The organism is Prolixibacter bellariivorans ATCC BAA-1284 (genome assembly GCF_000621705.1).
Taxonomy (GTDB): Bacteria; Bacteroidota; Bacteroidia; order Bacteroidales; family Prolixibacteraceae; genus Prolixibacter; species Prolixibacter bellariivorans.
This window is the reverse complement of the sequence record NZ_JHXO01000001.1, coordinates 631,250-651,780: the sequence shown is the minus strand read 5'-3', so window position 1 is coordinate 651,780 and position 20,531 is coordinate 631,250. Positions and strand designations below refer to the sequence as shown.

The following is a 20,531-nucleotide window of genomic DNA, read 5'->3' as shown; positions in this document are numbered from 1 at the left end:
AATGAGTACACTGAATTTTGACGTCATCGATCCCATCATCGAATATGCATTGAAGGAGGACATCGCTGACGGTGACATTACCACAAACGCAGTGATACCGGGAGAGATGAAAACTACCGCCACGATGACGGCTAAAGCTGATGGTGTGGTTGCCGGGCTTCCTGTTGCCGAAAGGGTATTTCGCAAACTAAATCCTGACATTGAGTGGACGACATACATCGAAGATGGCAGTATTGTTAAAAAAGGCGATGTACTTGTTCAGGTAAAAGGTTCATTTCGCGCTTTATTAACCGGAGAAAGACTTGCGTTGAACTTTCTCCAGCGCATGAGTGGAATCGCTACCGAAACTTCCAGATATGTAAAAGCCATTCAGGAATACAACACCGAAATTCTGGACACCCGGAAAACGGTACCCGGCCTAAGACTTCTGGACAAGTACGCCGTAAAAATGGGTGGTGGCACCAATCACCGGATTGGCTTGTACGACATGGTGATGATTAAAGATAATCATATTAAAGTGGCCGGAGGAATCACCGAAGCAGTGAAAGCCATCAGGCCCACCATTGCCGCCGGTGTAAAAATTGAGGTGGAAACCACCAATCTCAACGAAGTGGAAGAAGCCATCGCGGCCGGTGCCGACATCATCATGCTGGACAATATGGATAACGAAACCATGAAGCGTGGTGTGGAACTGGTAAATGGCCGGGCAAAAGTTGAAGCATCGGGAAACATGACACTTGAACGGGTGAAGGAAGTGGCCGCTACGGGTGTTGATTTCATTTCCATTGGAGCCTTGACCCACAGCGTGAAAGCCCTGGACATTAGCATGAATATAGACGTAACCCTGAAATAAACATCCTGTTGAACCTGGTAATCGACATAGGAAATAGTCTCACCAAATTGGCCGTTTTCGATCAGAACCGGCTGGTAGATTCAGTGCAACTGGAAGATTTCGACCAGAAAGTTATTCTGCGTTTGAAAAATCAGTACCCTGAATTGGATAAGGCTATTCTTTCGTCAGTGACCAAACATGATTCAACACTCTTCCAACTCCTGCAAAAGGAGTTCTCTTATTTTTTGGAACTTTCAACAACGACTCCTGTTCCCATTAAAAACAATTACCGCTCGAAAGCGACACTCGGCCTCGACCGTATAGCAGCAGCAGTAGGTGCAGCCGGCCTGTTCCCCGAAAAGGATCTTCTTATTATTGATGCAGGAACGGCCATTACCTACGATATTGTAGACAAGAAAAAAGGCTTTATGGGTGGTAATATTTCACCGGGTCTGAAAACCCGATTCCGTGCACTTCATCAATTCACCGGAAGACTTCCGTTGCTTACTCCGACCGATAATTGGCCCGACATTGGCACAACAACCGAGGAAGCCATCCAAAGTGGAGTATTGACAGGTATTTTGTCAGAAGTAGAAAGCGTAATTGACAAGATGAAATCAAAGTGGCCGGAATTAACAATTATTGTCACTGGGGGCGATGCTGAATTCTTTGATAAAAAGTTAAAAAGTTCCATCTTTGTAAAATTTCAAATTACCCTGCTGGGGTTGAACCGAATCCTCGAATATAATGTCAAAAACAATTAAAATAGTAGCTACCGTTGTTGTTGTATTTGTAACCTCTGTTGCCGCATGGGCACAACAAAATAATGACACCAGCTCTCCGTATTCAAGGTACGGATTGGGAAAACTGCGTGATTACGGGCAGGGACGCTCCGCTGCCATGGGTGGAATTGGAATTGGGACACGTTTTTCCGATCAGATTAATACGGCCAACCCTGCTTCATACACTGCCGTCGATAGTATGACTTTTCTGATGGACTTTGGACTCAGCTCTCGTCATACAGAATTCAAATCGGCAACCAGTAGTAATGGTGACAATAATACCAATCTAAGTAATCTGGCCATTTCATTTCCCATTACGAAATGGTGGGCAACCGCATGGGGAGTTACGCCATACTCCGATAAGGGCTACCAGGTAAATTTAACTTCCGAAGTGGAAGGGAAGGCAATAGCCAGCAGTTTTAGCGGAAAAGGAACACTCACCCGTGTATTCTGGGGAAACGGTTTCAATATTATGCCAAACTTTTCGCTGGGAATTAATGCCTGGTACATGTTTGGGACCCTGAGCGACAATGTCTCTCTTAATTATCCCACTGATCAAAATATGTATGATTATTATGAAACCAAGAGCCTGATGGTTCATGATTTCGGTTTCAACCTGGGAATGCAGTATCACTTCAAAACAAAAAATAATAATACATGGGTAGTTGGGGGAACTTTTGAACCTTCTCAAAAGTACACTTCAAAATATACTCTTCATCAGGAAAAAGCACTTTTCCGCGGAACAGCGAATCAAATCACAGATACGCTTGCCCATATTGAAGACCGCTCTCAACTAACCAAATTACCTGTATCATACGGAGCAGGATTTTCTTACGTCATTAAGAACAAAATCACATTGGGTGCCGATTATTATCACCAATCGTGGTCTCAAACCACTGTATTTGGAGAAACACCGGCGTATTTGACCGATAGGGATCGATACTCGGCGGGCGTTGAATTTAACCCCAACCGGTATTCCATTCGAAGCTACTGGAATCGAGCATACTATCGCATGGGTTTGTTTTACGAGAATTCCTATCTTTACCTCAACGGAACACAAATCAGCGGTTATGGCATGACCTTTGGAGTAGGATTACCACTGAGCCGTTCCCGTTCTACCCTGAACCTTTCAGCTGAATTAGGAAGAATAGGGACAACGAGCAATAACTTGTTGAAAGAAGATTATGCAAAACTGACCTTGCATATCATGCTTAACGAACGGTGGTTCATAAAACGTAAATTCGATTAACAATTACACACATATTGGTATGGATATGAAGACGATTATCAGAACAGCTTTAGTACTCATCCTGACCTACACGGTCGGAATCGCTGGCGCAATGGCACAGCGAGTGGTTACCGGTACTGTATATATTGATGGTAAACCTGCTGCAGGTGTTACTGTTACAGCCAACCGGTCAAGTGACCAATTTTTCACAAGCTTCGACGGTAAGTACAAACTGAAAATCAGTGATAAAACAAAATACCTGAAATTCACTTACGCAGCCGGCGAAGAGAAATTGGACATTGAAGGCAATAGCAAAAATGTTATCAACATGTACATCGGTAAAAAGCCGGCGAACACTGATAACGAGGATGCTGGTGCTGACCTCCGGACACAAACAGAGTTGGTGAAAGCCAAAGACAAGGATTACATGAGTAATTACTCCATGTATGACCAGTTTTACCGGATGAAGGATTACAAATCGGCACTTAAGCCGTGGGAACATGTATACACTAAGTATCCTAAATCATCTGTCAATGTCTATATCGTAGGTATCAAGATGTATGAAGCAATGCTTGATAAAGCATCGGATTCAGAAAAGCCTGCTTTACTTGACAAATTATTGTCAATCTACGACAAGCGAATGAAATACTTCGATGACAAAGGCTACTTGTTGGGACGAAAAGCGACTACATACCTGAAATATAAACTGGAGCATGCAGATGAGCTTACTGATGATCAACTGAAAGAAATATACAAGACCGGTTACAGTTGGTTGGAGCAGTCGATGGAACTGCAGGGAAACAAAACGGAAGCTGCTGTTCTTGTTCAGCTGATGCAGGGAACCAATGTTCTCTTTAAAACAGGTGAATTCGAGTCGGATAAAGTAATGCAGAATTACGATAAAACACTGGCCATTGCCAATGCCAATCTGGCTAAGGACCCGAATAGTGAAGCCTACAAACAGGCTGTCACTGCCATCAATACCATCTTCGAGAGTTCCGGTGCAGCGGATTGTGAAACTTTAATTAAGCTGTACACACCGAAATTCAAAAATAATCCGAATGATGTTGAGATGCTGCGCAAGATGCTGTACATGCTGAACAGTGAAAACTGTACAGACAGCAAACTTTATGAAAATGCAGCCGACAAGTTGTATCAGTTGGAGCCGTCAGCACAATCAGCATTCTCAATGGCCCGTCTGTACATCAAACTGAAAGACTTTGAGAAGGCCATTAAATACTATAAAGAGGCTATTTCGCTGGAAAAAGATCCCACACAGAAGTCTCTTGACTTGTACGAACTGGGAACTGTTGAGCTTAGTCAGGGGCAGTATCAATCTGCGCGCGGAGACGCCCGCGAAGCACTTAAACTGGAACCAAAAAATGGTAAGCTTTACCTGCTGATGGGTAGTATTTACGCTGCTTCCGCTAAAAACTTTGGCGACATTGATTTCGATAAGGCTATGGTATTCGTTTTAGCGGTTGACTATTTCGAAAAAGCCAAAGCAGTAGATCCTTCGGTTGCAGAAGAAGCCAATAAGAATATCAACATTTACAAAAAATATTTCCCGAATAAGGAAAATGCTTTCTTCCAGGGATACAATGCCGGAGATACTTACAAAGTAGGAGGCTGGATTAATGAAACAACAAAAATACGATTCCGTTAATACTACGGCATTTAAGATTAAAATACTGATTAAGTCAAGCATTGCTGCCCTTTCATTAGGAGCAGCAATGCTTCTTTTGTCTTGTCAGTCTAAAGTCGAAGCTGACCTACCGTCAAAACTTATCGAACAGGAGGAGTTACCAACAGTTGACGCCACCAATTTTGAAATGACTTATACCGATTCTGGTATTGTGCGTTATCGGCTGACAACTCCCCGTTTGCTTGAGTATGAAAATAAAAAGGACCCTTATACCGAATTTCCTGACGGATTTCACATTGTTGAGTTCGATAAGAACCAGAATGTTACATCCGGAATATCAGCTAATTATGGCAAGCGCTTCAAGAAAGAGCAAAAATGGCTGGCCATTGGCAACGTTGTCGCGGTGAATGCCGATGGAGATACACTGAAAACCGAAAAACTTACCTGGCTAAGAAAGGAAAAACGTATCTTTTCAGATAAATATGTTCGGCTCATCAAAAACGACCAGGTTATTACAGGGATTGGACTGGAATCGGATGAAAATCTAAAAAACTGGAAGATTCTTCAACCCAAAGGAACACTATACGTAAACGAAGAAAAATAATCGTTCTACCTGCTAAACATGAATGTCTTTCTAATCATATTTGGAACACTTGCTGCCTCCGCCTTTTTCTCCGGAATGGAAATGGCGTTCGTATCTTCCGATAAACTCCGACTTGAATTAGAGAAGAACAGGAATTTTTTAAATAGCAGATTTCTCACACTATATACAAGAAAACCGGGCCACTACATTGCCACCATGTTACTGGGAAACAATGTGGCATTGGTTGTTTACGGTATTGCCTTCGCCAAATTACTCGACCCGATCGTTACTCCGATCGTCACGAATGATACGTTGTCCTTAATAACACAGACGCTCCTGTCTACCCTGCTCATCCTGTTTGTTGCCGAATTCCTGCCCAAAACGCTCTTCCGGTTAAAACCGAACCTGGCACTAAATATATTTGCCATACCGGTAGGAATATTTTATCTGCTCTTCTATCCTATCACCTGGATGACAATGGGAATTTCCAGACTTTTATTAAGAAAAATATTCAAAACAGAAATTGCACAGGAACAGGAACAACTGGTTTTTGGCCGCGTCGATCTAAATAAATTCATCGGCGAAAGCGAACGCCCCGCAGGAGAAGTTTCGGAAACTGTAGAAAATGAGATCAAGCTTTTCAAAAATGCACTCGATTTTTCGAAGGTCAAATTAAGAGAGTGTCTGGTTCCACGGCCTGAAATTGAATCCATCGATGTGCATACGCCGATGGATGAACTGCGTCAACGCTTCATCGAAACAGGTTTCTCGAAAATCATTGTGTTCAAAGACAGCATCGACAACATAATTGGTTACGTACACTCCTCCGATCTTTTCCACAATCCCGAAAATATTACGGCTTCCCTTCGCAAAGTTATTTACGTTCCGGAAACCATGGAGGCCAGCAAATTACTAACCAAGTTCCTGCACGAACATAAAAGTCTGGCCGTGGTGGTTGATGAGTTTGGAGGAACCGCTGGTATTGTCACCACCGAAGATATCCTGGAGGAAATTTTCGGAGAAATCGAAGATGAACATGATACGGTAGATTTGGTCGAACGCAAAATTGATGAGAACCATTACATATTTTCGGGACGAATGAAAATCGACCAAATCAACGAAAAATATTTCTTAGGTCTGCCGGTCGACGACAATTATGAGACCATTGCCGGATACATTCTTCACCAGCACGGCAGCATCCCAACGATGAATACAGTCATCGATATTGAAAAGTTTCAGTTTAAAGTACTAAGAGGCTCGAAGACCCGAATTGAACTCATTGAACTGAAAATATTGGATAACACGTAATTTTGATTCCATCAAAAGTGATGGGTACTCTAAAATTATTATCTTCGTAGCCCAAAGAATTAAACAAAAGATTTTAATAAATAACCTGAACATTAATGGCAACATTACAGAAAATTAGGAACCAGGCTGGTGTTCTGGTTGCAGTAATTATTGGTTTGGCTCTGTTGGCGTTCATTCTGGGCGACATGCTTCGTTCCGGACGTTCGCTTTTACGGGGAAAACAAATGGAAATTGCTGAGATTGCCGGAAAAAGTATTGATTACAAGGAGTACCAGCAGAAACTTGACGAACTGACCGAGATTTATAAAATGAATTCGGGTACTAATTCCGTTGACCAGAAGACGCTGGAACAGCTCAGAGAGCAAACCTGGCAAAACATGGTGCGCAATTACGTCATGAGCGATATTTACAAGGATCTGGGAATTGGCGTCAGTTCCGATGAACTTTTCGATATGGTTCAGGGAAACAACATTAGTCCTATCATCCAACAGTTGTTCCGCGACCCGCAAACCGGTCAGGTAAACCGTTCGGCTATCCTTCAGTTTCTGAAGCACTTGGAAACAAACGGAACAAGTCAGCAGAAAGCATACTGGTTGTTCATGGAAAAACAAATCGTCGCTCAGCGTAAATACACCAAGTACAACGATTTGGTCTCCAAAGGACTTTATGTTACTACTGCTGAAGCAAAGCAGAATGTAGCAGACAAAAATCATCAGGTTGACATCAATTTTGTTGCCAAAACTTACGCTTCTGTTCCCGACAGTGCTGTAACCGTAGCCGACGTAGCAATGCAAAGCTACTACGACAACCATCAGGAATTGTATCAGCAGGATGCTGCGCGTCGGATTGAGTATGTCGTTTTTCCGGTAGAGCCATCAGCTGCTGATAAAGAAAACACGCACAAATGGATCGAAAATATCAAGTCGGATTTTGCCAGTGCCAACGATGATGTGGCATTTGTAAACGTGAACTCCGATGTACCATTCGATGATTCCTTTTACAAGAAAGATGAACTGTCGCCCGAACTGGGAGATTTCGCTTTCAGCGGAAAAGTGGGTGACATCTACGGTCCTTACAAAGAAGGTGACAGCTGGAAACTGGCAAAAATTGAGAAGTTCGAAAGTCTTCCCGATTCAGTTAGAGCACGTCACATTCTGATACGCGTAAACAGTCAGGCTGATGCCCCAAAAGCAAAAGCTTTGGCAGACAGTTTAAAAACGCTGATTCAGAAAGGTGCCAACTTCGCAAAATTGGCCGAAAAGTATTCACAGGATCCGGGTTCTGCCAACAATGGTGGAGACTTAGGCTGGTTCCGGCGTGGTACAATGGTGAAAGCATTTAACGATGCTGCGTTCTCCAGTAAAGTAAATGAAGTAAGCGAAGTACAAACACAGTACGGTATTCACCTGCTTCAGGTAACAAAACGAGGAAAAACTGCTCCGAATGTACAGCTGGCCATTATCAGCCGTAAAGTTGAACCGAGTAGCCAAACCTACCAGAATGTTTACTCTACAGCTTCGAAATTTGCCGGCGAAAATCAAACGCAGGAAGCATTTAACAAAGCCGTTGCCGCTGAAGGACTGGATAAACGATATGCTACCATCAAAGAAGATCAGCAAAACATCAATGGTCTTAAAGATGCCCGCATTCTGGTTCGTTCAGCCTTTAACAATTCCGAAGTAGGGAAACTGATTGTAAGCTATGAGGGCACAGCAATTTTCGAACTGGGTGATAATTTTGTTATTGCTGTTCTCACGGGTGTTCAGGAAAAAGGAATTGCTCCATTCTCCAGCGTAAAAGATCGCGTTGAATTGGCCGTAAGAAAAGAACAAAAAGGTAATTACCTGGCTAAAGAAATGGAAGGAAAGTCCAGTCTGGTCGCGTTAGCTGCCGCATTGAATGTAAATGAAAAACAGGCTAGTAACCTGACTTTCAATTCCTATTCTATTCCGGGAGCCGGAGTTGAACCTGCCGTCATCGGTACTGCAACGACACTTGGCTTACATAAAGTTTCGGACCCTGTAAAAGGTAACAACGGCGTATATATGGTCGAAGTAACCAATGTTAAAGAAGGCGCCGATACCGATGTCGCCGGAGACAAGAATCAGATGATGATGAGCCTGAGTTATCGTGCCAACACACAAGCCTTCGAGACATTGAAGAAGGAGGCCGACATCGTTGACAAACGTTCGAAATTCTATTAATGAAAATTTTCCCGGTGAAACCGGAAAATATAGAGACACAAAAGAAAACCCCGCAAGTTATTGCGGGGTTTCTTTTCTTATAACCTCCGGCTATAAAAGAGCTGCGAAACTACGATTGCCAGAGAAAAAGAAAGGTATAGCTAATAAAATAGAAAACGGGTGACAATCATCAGGAAAGCAAACTTTTCACTTTCGCAGCAATATCCTTCCCATCAGCACGTCCGGCCAGTTTTGCATTGGCAGCCCCCATCACTTTCCCCATATCTTTCATCGAATCTGCACCAACTTCAGCAATAACATCCTTCACTGCGGCCGCCAGTTCCTCATCGCTCATTTTTGAGGGAAGATAAGCTTCAAATACCTTCACCTGATCCATTTCCTGGTCATACAAATCCTGCCTGTTCTGCTCCTTATAAATGTTTGCAGAATCTTTTCCTTGCTTCGCCAACTTGGCAATGGCCTTCAAAGCAACATCGTCGGCAAGTTCTTCCTGTCCGCTTTTTGCCGTTTTCGCTTCTATCAGCACTTTTTTAATGTTCCGCAAAGCTTCCAGCTTCACTTTGTCGCGGGCGAGCATAGCCGATTTAATATCGGCATTGATTTGGTCAAACAAACTCATGATTTTATGGTATTTATACGTTAACTAATCAGCTTTATCGTGCAAAAACGAGTTATTACGCCGAAGTTTAGGTCCCTCGTCTTTATTATCCGACAGAGAAAGCCGGGATATTTCAGAAGCCTTCTTTTTCTTCTCGTTCTCTAAGCGCAACATCCGACGTACATAAGCAGGCTCATTGCTGATTTTTTCAACCTCATCATCCGAAAGGGTTGAAAAATCGACTTGCATAACCTGTTTCCTCTGCTCTTCTGTGCGTTTACCGCCTGAATGCTTATCCTTTGGTACGGGACCATACAAGGGTTCAAATTCATCTTCCGGTTCCCCTTCAAAAACGGGAGTACCCGATTTTCTTACCACCTTATCATCGTCGGACATGCCTACCTGGCCAGAAATATTGGAGGGTACTCTATCCTTTTCATCCTGCAAAGAAACCTTCTCGGCAGGCTCTTTCTTGTCGGTCCGTAGCTCGGGAATCGAACTTGTTTTAAATCCGGTTGCAATAACCGTCACCGAAATGGAATCTTCGAGCGATGGCTCGATTGCCACTCCATAAATCAAATCTGCAGAGTTCCCCGCCTTTTCCTGTACATATTCGTTGATGAGATTCATTTCATCCATGGTCACTTCCTGCTTTTCCCCTGAAGTAATATTCACCAGGATGTTCCGGGCTCCCCGAATATCATTATTATTCAGCAACGGCGAATTTAAGGCGCCTTCAACAGCTCTTAAAGCCCGTTCGTCGCCGGTTGCCCGGTAAGAGCCCATTACGGCTACGCCAGACTCTTTCATCACCGTTTTTACATCTTCAAAGTCCACGTTGATGAACCCGTGATACGTGATAATCTCGGCAATCCCTTTGGCAGCAATGGCCAACACATCATCGGCCTTCGAAAAGGCTTTCGAAATAGGAAAATCACCGTACATTTCACGGATTCGTTCGTTATTGATGACCAGCAACGAATCCACATTGCCTTCCATCTCGCGGATTCCTTTGATGGCTTGCTCAATCCTTCTTCGTCCCTCATTCCGGAAAGGAATCGTCACAATTCCCACCGTTAACAGATTCAGTTTTCGGGCTGCTTCGGCAATAACAGGAGCAGCTCCGGTTCCGGTACCGCCGCCCATTCCGGCCGTTATAAAGACCATTTTGGTTCCATGAGAAAGAATTTCTTCTACCTCCTGTATATTTTCACGGGCTGCATCGCGCCCAACATCCGGTTTATTGCCGGCTCCGCGTCCCTCTGTCAGCGACGCACCCAATTGTACCTGAGTAGGCACCGGACTATTAATCAGCGCCTGCGCATCAGTATTACAAACGGCAAAATCTACATCTTTTATCCCCTGACGGAACATGTGGTTGACCGCATTTCCACCGCCTCCTCCAACACCTATTACCTTAATGATGCAATTCTGCTTCTCTGGTAATTCAAAATTCATCAGTTCGGCCATATCTCGCTCTTTAATTTAATTCTACCTAATATTTGTTATTCATCCATCTCCATGTCGTTGTCACTGAAGAAGGTATTGAACTGTTTGACAAACCAGTTGGTAATGGGCTCCGAAGTTACTTCTTCCTTGTGCTTTTTGCTTCGGTGTCTTTTCTCCTCACTCTTTTTATGCCGGCTTTCATTTTGGTATGAAGTCGTCTCCTCATTCTGGTATTCATGTTCTACCTGAAGGTCATCTTCGTCAAGATAATTCTTCTTCTTGCCTACCGGCTCATAAAACTCCCTCTCCAGCTCAACACGTTTTTCCTCTTTGAGCGGAAGTTTCAATTCACTCTTAACCGATTCGGTTTTCTCATCCTGCAACGAAACCCTGGTCGTTTCCGTTTCGGGATTCAGTATCCTGTTGGGATTGGTCTTGAAACCGGTAGCAATCAGCGTCACGCAAATCTTTGAGCCGAGCTTTTCGTCACGTCCGTTTCCCCAGATAATATTGGCATCATCACCAGCTGCATCCTGAAGGTAATCGATAATCTGACCAATTTCCCCCATCCGGATTTCTTCGTCACCCGAAGTAATATTCAGCAGTATATTTTCGGTTCCATAAATATCATTGCTATCCAAAAGCGGCGAGATCAACGCTTCCTTGACTGCGCGCATGGCCCGATCTTCGCCATCGGCAATCCCCGATCCCATAATAAATACGCCACTCGACTGCATAACGGTGTTCACATCGGCAAAGTCAATGTTGATATTACCATGAAGGGTAATAATTTCAGCACACCCCTTTACAGCTGTGGCCAATATATTGTCGGCCTGTGCAAACGCTTTTGACGCCGGTAAGTCACCATAAATCTTATGCAGGTTTTCGTTACTGATAACCAATAAGCTATCGACAAATTTCTTTAGCTTATCGACCCCAACCATTGCCTGATCGAAACGACGTTTACCTTCTTTTTCCGACGGAAGTGTCACCACCGCGATGGTTAGAATATCCATTTCACGAGCCAATTGAGCAATCACGGGTGCAGCGCCTGTTCCGGTACCTCCTCCCATTCCGGCCGTGATGAATACCATCCGGGTATTGTTTGCCAACACCTTCCGGATATCCGCCAGATTTTCGATGGCAGCCTGTTCTCCTTGTTCCGGTTTATTGCCGGCACCACGCCCCTCGGTTAGCGAAACACCCAACTGTACCTTAACAGGCACAGGGCTATTCTCCAACGCCTGGGCATCGGTGTTACAAATGATGAAATCGACACCGGTGATTCCATTCCGGAACATGTAGTTCAACGCATTTCCACCGCCGCCTCCAACGCCAATGACCTTGATAATGGAATCCTGGTTATGTCTAAAACCAAAATTGAGCAAATCTTCTTCTGATGACATACCGTATTACTTTTGGTTGGTTTACATCGTAGTCTAATTCATTTCCATATCCTCATCCGAGATCAGGTTTCCAAGACCATCCCGGGCTTTTTCGAACAGATTGTTGAATACGCCTTTAAATCCGTTTCCATTCGGCCTGTGTTGCTGGCGGGGATTTTGAGGTCTTTCCTCTTCTTCGCTTTCATGGATCACCATGGTATCCGGATTCCGCATTCCTTCGCGCTTTTTGAGTCCTTTCACCAGCAATCCAAGAATATTAGCTGCTTCCGGGCCATTCACCTGTTCGGCAAACAACAACTCCTTCATCGGGATAACTGGTCGGCCAAAACGAACATCCAAACCCGTTTTATAACTAATCAGCTTTTCCAGTTCAGCCATTCCGGCTCCACCACCGGTAATGACAATGCCGGCACCCAGTTTATGCATCAACCCGGTCGATTCAATCTGAAAACTGATACCTTCCAAAATTTCTTCCATGCGGGCCTGGATAATGTGAGAGAGATTTTTGAAACTCACTTCTTTGGCTGGCCATCCGTCCGATTCGGGAATTTGCACCACTTTATTGTCAGGAGCCAGTTCAGCCAACGCACGTCCAAACTGAACTTTCAGGAGTTCAGCATGCCGGGCAATGATGTTACAACCTTCTTTGATATCACGGGTAACCACCGCACCTCCAAAAGGAAGTTCAGCAGCCAAACGCAGCCGGTTTTCATAGTAAACCGAAATACCGGTAGTTCCGGCACCAAAGTCGACCAATACAACGCCGGCTTCTTTCTCGTCTTCGGTGAGATAGGCCTCTCCCTGCACAAAAGGATTGACAAACACACCAGCCAACTCAAAACCAGCCTTTTCCGCACTTCGGCGAAGATTAATCCGGTACGAATCTGGCGCCAGGATCAGGTTGAACATAGCGTCGATGCGGTTTCCGGCCATACCAACCGGTTGCTGGATTCCCATTTCGCCATCGACAATGAATTCCTGCGGAACCACATGAAAAATCTTCTCTCCGGGTTGCAAAGAGTAACGACCAACTTCTTCGTACAACGAAGAAACCAACTCACGGGTTACCTCACCATCTTTATCAATCATCCGGTAGCCACTGGCCGACCGGGTACGAATTTTCTGTCCCGACAAACCGGCATAAATCGCGCGAACCTTCAGTTTCAATCCACGGCAAGCTGCATCTACCGCTTCCCGTATCGATTGTCCGGCTTCTTCAATATTCACCACAACACCATTCCTGACGCCACGCGTATCCGTACTTCCATAGCCAACGACCTCCAGTTTCCTATCAATGGTATAGCGACCAATGATGGCAGTCGTTTTCGCAGTACCTATATCTACTGCAGCGGTCATTTCTTTCATTGAACTCATAGGAAGTTATTTTTTTGTGCAAACTATCTGATTTCTGTATTTGAGGTTAATGCTTTTGTATTTCGACCATCCTCCGTGTCGAAAACCTTCGGTGTATAGAGCTTTCAGATTCCGGAATTTGATCCGATAATCATCGGCTTTTCCAAATTCAATTCGCTGGTCACCAATCCGGGGAATCATGGTCAGATCACTGTCGTCATCTACGTAAATCTGGTCGATCTGTGCCTTTAGAAAATCATCCGAATCGATGTAAGACACCAAAGGAACCAAGGTTTCCCTGGCAAATTTCCGGGTAACCGAACCGCCCACCAGAATAACCCTTGCCGTATACTTCGGTGTCCAGTTCATCACGTTTCCTTCGTTGTCCATATAGTAATCCAGTCCACTGGTAAAAACTCTGAATATAGGCCTTCGCTGCTCAATACGCACGACCAGCGAACCGCCTTTATCACCGGTACTGCTTGCGAGTGTAGTATAAACCTGCGCCCGACCAATGGCTTGTAACTTTTCCAGTCCTTCTTCAATGGTTCTGGTGTTGATGGAATCGAGCCGTTTACCAAAAACCCCGTTATATTTCTTTTGTATCCATTTCTCCACATCCTCATTATCGATGAATCGGTATTGGGCCGAGTCACTCACGTCGACCACCAGCCCTACACATCGCGTCTGCCTGTATTTTCGCGCGGAAAATCCCAGCGAAAATACGATGAGCACAATGGCCGCACCCCAAAGGATGATATGCAGAAACTTCTTAAACATCTTCTTTCTTCTTCAATACTTCCACAATCGGTTCTACCCATTGATCAATATCGCCGGCCCCCAGCGTCAGCAAAACGCCTGGTTCAAGCTTCTCAACGACTTCGGGTAAATCCTCTTTGCTGCAAAGTATTTTGTCTTTTATCGCTACTTTTTCGAATATTAATCGCGAATCCACACCCGGAATCGGTTCTTCCCGTGCCGGATATATATCCAACAGAATCAATTCATCCAGCAAACTCAAACTCGCGGCGAAGTCTTCTGCCAAATCCCTTGTCCGGGAATAAAGATGCGGCTGGAAAATGCCGGTCACCTTTTTATCTGGAAACATATCCTGAACCGAATGAATGGTCGCCTCCAACTCCTTCGGATGGTGTGCATAATCATCGATGTAAACCGTCTCTTTTCCGCGAAAGCGAATGTCGAAACGGCGGACAACGCCCAAATAGCTGGCTAACGCTTCCCGAATTTCATCACCGCTAACACCGGAAAGCAAAGCCAATCCGCAAGCAGCAACCGCATTCTCCACATTCATCAGTCCCGGGTAAGCCAGTCGCAAATCTGTAAATTCACCGAAAGGTGTCACCAAATCGAAATGGTAAGCTCCGTCTTCCACCCGGATATTCGTCCCATAAAAATCGGCCTTCCCTTTGATGGAATATGTGTAGAACTGAGCCTCTTCATTCCAGTCGGTTTCTACCGGAAGTCCCTTTTTGTACAATACTTCACCGCCTTTGTTCACCTGCGCGACAAAACTTTTGAATGCATCGAGCAGATGTGAAAACTCACCGTAAATATCCAGGTGATCCGGATCGATTGATGTAATCACTGCCCGCTGCGGGAACAACCGCAAAAACGATCGGTCAAATTCATCGGCTTCAGCCACCACCACATTGGTTTCCTTTTCAGGAAGAATGAGATTGGTATGGTAATTCCTCGAAATTCCTCCCATAAAGGATGTACAACCAACAGATGATTGATGTAGCAGATGTGCCGTCATCGTTGTCACCGAAGTTTTGCCGTGCGTTCCGCTTACCGCTACACACTGACTCTCGGCTGCGATTATACCCAGTATCTGCGAACGCTTGTACATTGCCGTTCCGGTTTTCCGGAAGAACTGCAACTCGATGTTCGACTCAGGAATGGCCGGTGTATAGACGACCAGTGTGTTATCTAAATCGTTAAACGGCGGTACATATCTCAGATCGGCCTCATAATGGACATAAATTCCTTCCTCAACCAACTCTTGGGTCAGTTCCGTTTCGGTACGGTCGTATCCTTCTACCCTTTTCCCGTGAAAACGGAAATAACGGGCCAGGGCACTCATTCCAATGCCTCCGATACCGAGCAGATAAACCCTATGTACCTTCTCCAGATTCATGATTCTCGTTTTTCGAGCAATTCAGCAATAACCTCTACAATATCGCGGGTCGCATTGGGCAAAGCCATTTTTGTACTGTTCGCTGCCAGTTTTTCCAGTTGGGGCTTGTCAGTGATCAACTTCAAAGCCTCAGGAACCAGTTTCTCTTTTGCTTTGCTGTCTTTAACCAATACGGCCGCTTCTTTTTCTACCAACGCCATGGCGTTTCGGGTCTGATGATCCTCTGCCACATTGGGCGACGGAACCAGGATGGACGGTTTGCCCACCAGACAAAGTTCAGAGATCGTTCCCGCGCCAGCTCGTGAGATGACCAAATCAGCCACTGCGTAAGCCAAATCCATTCGCGGGATGAATTCCATCAGGTGAATATGGCCGGGAAGTTTCCCTTCCAGCTTTTCGCTGATGGATTTATAATAGAATTTTCCGGTCTGCCAGATCACCTGTATTCCGGATTCTTTCAATGCATCAAACTGCGCCATCAAACTGTCGTTGATGGAACGGGCTCCCAAACTTCCACCGACAATCAACAGAACCGATTTGTTTTCTTCCAACTGAAAAAATTCCATCGCCTCCTCAATATTCTTCTTCCCTTCCACCAGATTGCTCCGTATCGGATTTCCGGTAAAAACAATCTTTGGGGCCGGAAAGAATCGCTCCATTTTATCGTAGGCAACGCAAATCTTATCGACCTTACGTGCCAAAATTTTATTCGTCACGCCCGCAAAAGAGTTCTGCTCCTGAATAACCGTTGGCAGTCCCTTGTTGGTGGCCACCCGAAGCACCGGTCCACTAGCATAACCACCCACTCCGATGACACAATCGGGGCGAAAAGAAGTGACAATTTTACGGGCCTTCATCATCGAACGAAGCAGCTTAAATGGGAACGAAAGGTTGCGCCATATCTCGCCCCGGTGAAAACCAGCCACAGGCAAACCTTCGATAGCATATCCCGCCGCCGGAACCTTCTCCATTTCCATCTTGTGTTCTGCCCCCACGAACAAAATCTCACAATCAGGATAACGTTCTTTCAGTCCGTCGGCAATGGATATGGCAGGGAAAATATGTCCGCCGGTTCCGCCTCCGCTAATGATGAATTTGTATGTTTTCATTTTCTTCTGATTCAAAAAACTTATTCCCGACAGGATATTACACGGTCTCTTCTCTCAATTGTACATCCTCATCGGGCAGATCTTCCGTCGAGTGGAATTTATGTTCAATTTCCTCCCGCCGTTCTTTATTATTTTGAGAGCTCACGCTCAGCAATAGTCCAAAAGCAATCGCCGTAAACAGCTGGGATGTTCCTCCCCAGCTTATCCATGGCAACGGTTGTCCGGTTACAGGTAAAATGCCCACCGATACTCCCATATTAATCATGGCCTGCAGAAACAGTAGCACCGTTATTCCGGTAGCCAAAAAAGCCGGGAATGTCCGGTTACTCTTCTTCAGCAAGATTCCTCCCCGAGTTAGCAACATGATGTAGAATAACAAGATAACGCCTCCGCCAAACATTCCATATTCCTCAACAATAATGGAATAAACAAAGTCGTTGTACGCTGCACTCATGAAGTTACTTACCGTACTGTTTCCGGTACCTACACCGCCAAATCCACCGCGGTGAATGGCGATCTTCGCAAAGTCGGCCTGCGTTAATCCTTTCTCGGAACGTTTATCGCCATGTATATAGCGTTCGATTCGGGCCCGCACCGTTTTGATACGACCGGAACGACCGCCATCGGGAAGATGCGGCGCTATGAAATACAGCATTGCGACCAACGCTACTCCGGCCATAGCAAGTAACATCATGTATTTTAAAGGCACCCGTCCGACAAACATCATGATGACCACCGTGGTAAAAAGCAACCCGGCAGTTGAAAAATCTGCTACGGCAATCGGGGCGCAAATGGCGGCTGCCCCCAACAGTGTTTTGCCAAACGCTTTTTTCAGGCTCTCCTTACTGGTTTGATTGTTGGCCAGAATTCGGGACACCCATATAACCAAAGCCACTTTTGCCAACTCGGCTGGCTGGAAAGAAATAAACCCAAGCGGCAGAGTACGCCCTGTTCCACCACTGGCCCGGCCAAAAACCAATCCCATGATGATGAAAAAGAACGCAGTTAGCATACCTAAATTCGCTGTCCGGTTGTAAAACTTAACGGGAATAATATTGACCATTACCAGGATAATTCCAAATCCGAGCAAGTGCATCAACGTCTGGCGAATCAGGTAGTGAGCGGTATTTCCGCCTGCTACACGAAAAGCCAGTGCTCCCGTCGAGCTGTAAATAATCAGCATAGAAGCAATGGAGAGTGCTACCAGCACCATCCAGATGATGTTATCGCCTTTGAAATATTTCCGATAAATGCCAAATCCCATCTTACAATCCCGTTATAAGTTTCGTACGACCTGCTTAAACATCTGGCCGCGTTCTTCATAATTCTGAAACAGGTCGAAGCTGGCACAAGCCGGAGACAACAAAACGGTGTCGCCTTCACCGGCAAGGAAATATGAATTCCGAACCGCTTCTTCCATATTATCAGTATCAATAATATCCTTCACAATGCAGTCGAACGCCTCGATTATTTTCCGGTTATCTTTCCCGAGGCAAACAATGGCTTTCACCTTGGTTTTGACCAAATCGTACAACATCGAATAGTCATTGCCTTTATCAACACCGCCAACAATCCATACCACCTGCGTACTCATGCTTTCCAGCGCATACCAGGTAGAATTGATATTGGTGGCCTTCGAATCGTTGATGAATTCGATACCATGTACTTTGATGAAGCGTTCGAGCCGGTGCTCCACTCCCTGAAAGTCGGTGAGACACTGGCGAATCTTCTCTTTTCGTAACCGGAAAACGACTCCCGACAAGCCTGCCGCCATGCTGTTGTACGTGTTGTGTTTTCCCTGTAAAGCCAAATCGAATATGGACATTGCGAATGAATTATGATTAATGCTAACTTTTAGTTCGTTATTTTCAATCCAGGCCCCAAAGGCCAGTTTGTTTTTTATGGAGAATGGAATCATTTGTGCATCGATCTCCCGCTTTTCAATTTCGGATGTAATGACCTCGTCATCGGCACAATAGATGAAATAATCTTCCGGCCGCTGATTCTGCAAAATGCGGAACTTCGAATCTACGTAATTCTGCATCTCGTAATCGTAGCGGTCCAGATGATCGGGAGTAATGTTCAGCAAAATTGCCACATCGGCGCGGAATTCATACATCCCGTCTAACTGAAAACTGGAAAGCTCAATCACATACAGATCGAAATCTTCCTCGGCCACCTGCCAGGCAAAACTTTTTCCCATGTTACCGGCAACGCCCACATTCAGTCCCGCTCGTTTCATCATATCGTAAATGAGCAGCGTAGTGGTTGTTTTCCCGTTACTTCCGGTAATGCAGATGGTTTTTGCCTGCGTGTACCTTCCGGCAAATTCGATCTCCGAGATGACCGGCACTCCCTTTTCCATAAGCTTCTGCACCAACGGTACTTTTTCTGGAATACCCGGACTTTTCATCACCAAATCAGCCGATAGGATTTCAGCCTCGGTATGCTGCTTTTCCTCCCACCGGATTCCATTCTCGTAAAGAACGCTTTTGTATTTATTTTTAATCGTTCCACTATCCGAAACGAATACATCAAAACCCTTTTTCTGACCGAGAATAGCAGAACCGATTCCGCTCTCGCCTGCGCCCAATATGACCAGTTTTTTCCGGGCCATGATTAACGCATTTTCAAAGTTGCCACGGTCAGTACAGCCAGTAAAATCCCAATAATCCAAAACCGCGTAACGATTTTGGCTTCAGGAATACCTTTTTTCTGGTAATGATGATGAAGCGGCGACATCAGGAATACCCGGCGCCCTTCACCGTATTTCTTTTTAGTATACTTGAAATAAGAAACCTGAATCATCACCGACAGGTTTTCGACGAGGAAAACACCGCACAACAGCGGAATCAGAATTTCCTTCCGAACGATAATGGCAAACACTGCCAAAATGCCTCCCATGGCCAGACTTCCCGTATCGCCCATAAAAACCTGTGCGGGGAAAGAGTTGTACCAGAGAAATCCAATCGCCGCACCAATGAAGGCCGCCATAAAGACCGTCAGTTCACCGACCTGCGGGATATACATGATATTCAAGTAATCGGCATATATCAGGTTACCACTGAGGTAGGCAAACACCCCGAGCGTCGTTCCGCTAATCGCGGAAGTTCCCGTCGCCAGTCCGTCCAGACCATCGGTGAGATTCGCTCCATTCGATACAGCCGTTATAATGAAAATGATGACCAGCGCATACACAATCCAGCCCCACTCGGAAGCCTTATTCCCCATGAACCAAACCAGCCACTTATAATTGAATTCGTGATTTTTCACAAACGGGATGGTGGTTTTAGTCGATTTTACATCGCGGGTTACCTGACGAACTTCCTGCTCACCGGTCATGCTATTTACCAAAATCTCCGTCTTTACCTGCCCGTTAGGATTCGTTACCCTTTCGCGAATCACGACATCTTTACTGAAATAAAGCGTGGCTGCAACAATCAATCCCAGAGACACCTGTCCCAGAATTTTGAACTTACCAGCCAGTCCTTCTTTGTCTTTCAGAAAAACCTTGATGTAATCGTCAACAAAACCGATGATTCCGAGCCAAACTGTGGTAATGATCATCAGAAGGATGTACACATTATCCAGTTTCGCAAACAAAAGTGTCGGTACCAGCAACGACGACAGGATAATAATCCCGCCCATGGTAGGCGTTCCTCTCTTTTGCAGCTGCCCTTCCAGTCCTAAGTCGCGAATCTCCTCCCCAATTTGCTGGCGTTGCAAAATGCGGATGATTTTCTTTCCCACGAAAGTGGAAAATAGCAAGGCTGTAATAATTGCCAGTGCCGACCGGAACGAAAGATATTCGAACATCCCCGCACCGGGAAAATTCAGCGATTCAAGATATTTAAACAGGTAATAGAGCATATCAAA

Annotated in this window: 17 protein-coding genes; 7 read left to right on the top strand and 10 right to left on the bottom strand. The window is 45.2% G+C overall.

Annotated elements, in window-relative coordinates; translation table 11 throughout:
* Position 1: 1 nt before the first annotated feature.
* The 7 genes from nadC to T426_RS0102805 all read left to right on the top strand — a co-directional run bounded on the left by nadC (position 2) and on the right by T426_RS0102805 (position 8,582).
* Complete coding sequence (gene nadC, locus T426_RS0102835) at positions 2-853, top strand: carboxylating nicotinate-nucleotide diphosphorylase (protein ID WP_036984116.1); 852 nt, start codon at positions 2-4, stop codon at positions 851-853.
* 8 nt (positions 854-861) lie between these two features.
* Positions 862-1,596 carry a type III pantothenate kinase gene (locus T426_RS0102830; protein ID WP_025863012.1) on the top strand — a complete coding sequence of 245 codons (735 nt, stop codon included), beginning with the start codon at positions 862-864 and terminating at the stop codon, positions 1,594-1,596.
* On the top strand, positions 1,580-2,863 hold the full coding sequence (bamG, locus tag T426_RS0102825; protein WP_025863011.1) for a BamG family beta-barrel-assembly machinery protein: 1,284 nt from the start codon (positions 1,580-1,582) through the stop codon (positions 2,861-2,863). Before T426_RS0102830 ends, bamG begins: the two co-directional genes overlap by 17 nt.
* Positions 2,864-2,888: 25 nt before the next feature.
* Entirely contained in the window at positions 2,889-4,508 is a 1,620-nt protein-coding gene (locus T426_RS0102820; RefSeq protein ID WP_159103284.1) for a tetratricopeptide repeat protein, read from the top strand.
* Positions 4,480-5,091 (top strand): LPS export ABC transporter periplasmic protein LptC, encoded by a 612-nt coding sequence (gene lptC / locus T426_RS0102815; protein ID WP_025863009.1) that lies wholly within the window; start codon positions 4,480-4,482, stop codon positions 5,089-5,091. Before T426_RS0102820 ends, lptC begins: the two co-directional genes overlap by 29 nt.
* An 18-nt stretch (positions 5,092-5,109) precedes the next feature.
* Complete coding sequence (locus T426_RS0102810; RefSeq protein WP_025863008.1) at positions 5,110-6,378, top strand: hemolysin family protein; 1,269 nt, start codon at positions 5,110-5,112, stop codon at positions 6,376-6,378.
* A gap of 95 nt (positions 6,379-6,473) precedes the next feature.
* Positions 6,474-8,582, top strand: coding sequence for a peptidylprolyl isomerase (locus tag T426_RS0102805; RefSeq protein WP_025863007.1), 2,109 nt, complete (start codon positions 6,474-6,476; stop codon positions 8,580-8,582).
* A 169-nt stretch (positions 8,583-8,751) separates the two neighbouring features.
* Here the strand turns inward: T426_RS0102805 and T426_RS0102795 are convergent, their stop codons facing one another.
* Genes T426_RS0102795 through mraY form a run of 10 tightly spaced genes read right to left on the bottom strand, consistent with a single transcriptional unit; the run spans position 8,752 to position 20,525 of the window.
* Positions 8,752-9,201, bottom strand: coding sequence for a GatB/YqeY domain-containing protein (locus T426_RS0102795; RefSeq protein ID WP_025863006.1), 450 nt, complete (start codon positions 9,199-9,201; stop codon positions 8,752-8,754).
* Positions 9,202-9,225: 24 nt separating this feature from the next.
* Entirely contained in the window at positions 9,226-10,650 is a 1,425-nt protein-coding gene (gene ftsZ, locus T426_RS0102790) for a cell division protein FtsZ (protein ID WP_027585247.1), read from the bottom strand.
* A 35-nt stretch (positions 10,651-10,685) separates the two neighbouring features.
* Positions 10,686-12,035 carry a cell division protein FtsZ gene (ftsZ, locus tag T426_RS22535; protein WP_025863004.1) on the bottom strand — a complete coding sequence of 450 codons (1,350 nt, stop codon included), beginning with the start codon at positions 12,033-12,035 and terminating at the stop codon, positions 10,686-10,688.
* 33 nt (positions 12,036-12,068) lie between these two features.
* Complete coding sequence (gene ftsA / locus T426_RS22530; protein WP_082229514.1) at positions 12,069-13,409, bottom strand: cell division protein FtsA; 1,341 nt, start codon at positions 13,407-13,409, stop codon at positions 12,069-12,071.
* A 6-nt stretch (positions 13,410-13,415) separates the two neighbouring features.
* Positions 13,416-14,168, bottom strand: coding sequence for a cell division protein FtsQ/DivIB (locus T426_RS0102775; RefSeq protein ID WP_025863002.1), 753 nt, complete (start codon positions 14,166-14,168; stop codon positions 13,416-13,418).
* Complete coding sequence (gene murC / locus T426_RS0102770; RefSeq protein ID WP_027585246.1) at positions 14,161-15,546, bottom strand: UDP-N-acetylmuramate--L-alanine ligase; 1,386 nt, start codon at positions 15,544-15,546, stop codon at positions 14,161-14,163. The genes T426_RS0102775 and murC overlap by 8 nt, the downstream gene beginning before the upstream one ends.
* A complete protein-coding gene (murG, locus tag T426_RS0102765; protein WP_025863001.1) occupies positions 15,543-16,655 on the bottom strand; it encodes an undecaprenyldiphospho-muramoylpentapeptide beta-N-acetylglucosaminyltransferase in 1,113 nt (370 codons plus the stop codon). Before murG ends, murC begins: the two co-directional genes overlap by 4 nt.
* A gap of 37 nt (positions 16,656-16,692) precedes the next feature.
* Positions 16,693-17,919 carry an FtsW/RodA/SpoVE family cell cycle protein gene (locus T426_RS22525; RefSeq protein WP_025863000.1) on the bottom strand — a complete coding sequence of 409 codons (1,227 nt, stop codon included), beginning with the start codon at positions 17,917-17,919 and terminating at the stop codon, positions 16,693-16,695.
* A 12-nt stretch (positions 17,920-17,931) separates the two neighbouring features.
* Entirely contained in the window at positions 17,932-19,272 is a 1,341-nt protein-coding gene (gene murD / locus T426_RS0102755) for a UDP-N-acetylmuramoyl-L-alanine--D-glutamate ligase (RefSeq protein WP_027585245.1), read from the bottom strand.
* Between the two features lie 2 nt (positions 19,273-19,274).
* Positions 19,275-20,525 carry a phospho-N-acetylmuramoyl-pentapeptide-transferase gene (mraY, locus tag T426_RS0102750; RefSeq protein ID WP_027585244.1) on the bottom strand — a complete coding sequence of 417 codons (1,251 nt, stop codon included), beginning with the start codon at positions 20,523-20,525 and terminating at the stop codon, positions 19,275-19,277.
* Between the last annotated feature and the right edge of the window lie 6 nt (positions 20,526-20,531).

Bases quoted from the DNA above. Each gene is read 5' to 3' on its own strand.
- bamG (WP_025863011.1), top strand. From the start codon at position 1,580: ATGTCAAAAACAATTAAAATAGTAGCTACCGTTGTTGTTGTATTTGTA.
- ftsZ (WP_027585247.1), bottom strand. From the start codon at position 10,650: ATGGCCGAACTGATGAATTTTGAATTACCAGAGAAGCAGAATTGCATC.
- T426_RS0102775 (WP_025863002.1), bottom strand. From the start codon at position 14,168: ATGTTTAAGAAGTTTCTGCATATCATCCTTTGGGGTGCGGCCATTGTG.
- ftsA (WP_082229514.1), bottom strand. From the start codon at position 13,409: ATGAGTTCAATGAAAGAAATGACCGCTGCAGTAGATATAGGTACTGCG.
- nadC (WP_036984116.1), top strand. From the start codon at position 2: ATGAGTACACTGAATTTTGACGTCATCGATCCCATCATCGAATATGCA.
- murC (WP_027585246.1), bottom strand. From the start codon at position 15,546: ATGAATCTGGAGAAGGTACATAGGGTTTATCTGCTCGGTATCGGAGGC.
- mraY (WP_027585244.1), bottom strand. From the start codon at position 20,525: ATGCTCTATTACCTGTTTAAATATCTTGAATCGCTGAATTTTCCCGGT.
- T426_RS22525 (WP_025863000.1), bottom strand. From the start codon at position 17,919: ATGGGATTTGGCATTTATCGGAAATATTTCAAAGGCGATAACATCATC.
- murG (WP_025863001.1), bottom strand. From the start codon at position 16,655: ATGAAAACATACAAATTCATCATTAGCGGAGGCGGAACCGGCGGACAT.
- lptC (WP_025863009.1), top strand. From the start codon at position 4,480: ATGAAACAACAAAAATACGATTCCGTTAATACTACGGCATTTAAGATT.
- ftsZ (WP_025863004.1), bottom strand. From the start codon at position 12,035: ATGTCATCAGAAGAAGATTTGCTCAATTTTGGTTTTAGACATAACCAG.
- T426_RS0102795 (WP_025863006.1), bottom strand. From the start codon at position 9,201: ATGAGTTTGTTTGACCAAATCAATGCCGATATTAAATCGGCTATGCTC.
- T426_RS0102805 (WP_025863007.1), top strand. From the start codon at position 6,474: ATGGCAACATTACAGAAAATTAGGAACCAGGCTGGTGTTCTGGTTGCA.
- T426_RS0102820 (WP_159103284.1), top strand. From the start codon at position 2,889: ATGAAGACGATTATCAGAACAGCTTTAGTACTCATCCTGACCTACACG.
- murD (WP_027585245.1), bottom strand. From the start codon at position 19,272: ATGGCCCGGAAAAAACTGGTCATATTGGGCGCAGGCGAGAGCGGAATC.
- T426_RS0102810 (WP_025863008.1), top strand. From the start codon at position 5,110: ATGAATGTCTTTCTAATCATATTTGGAACACTTGCTGCCTCCGCCTTT.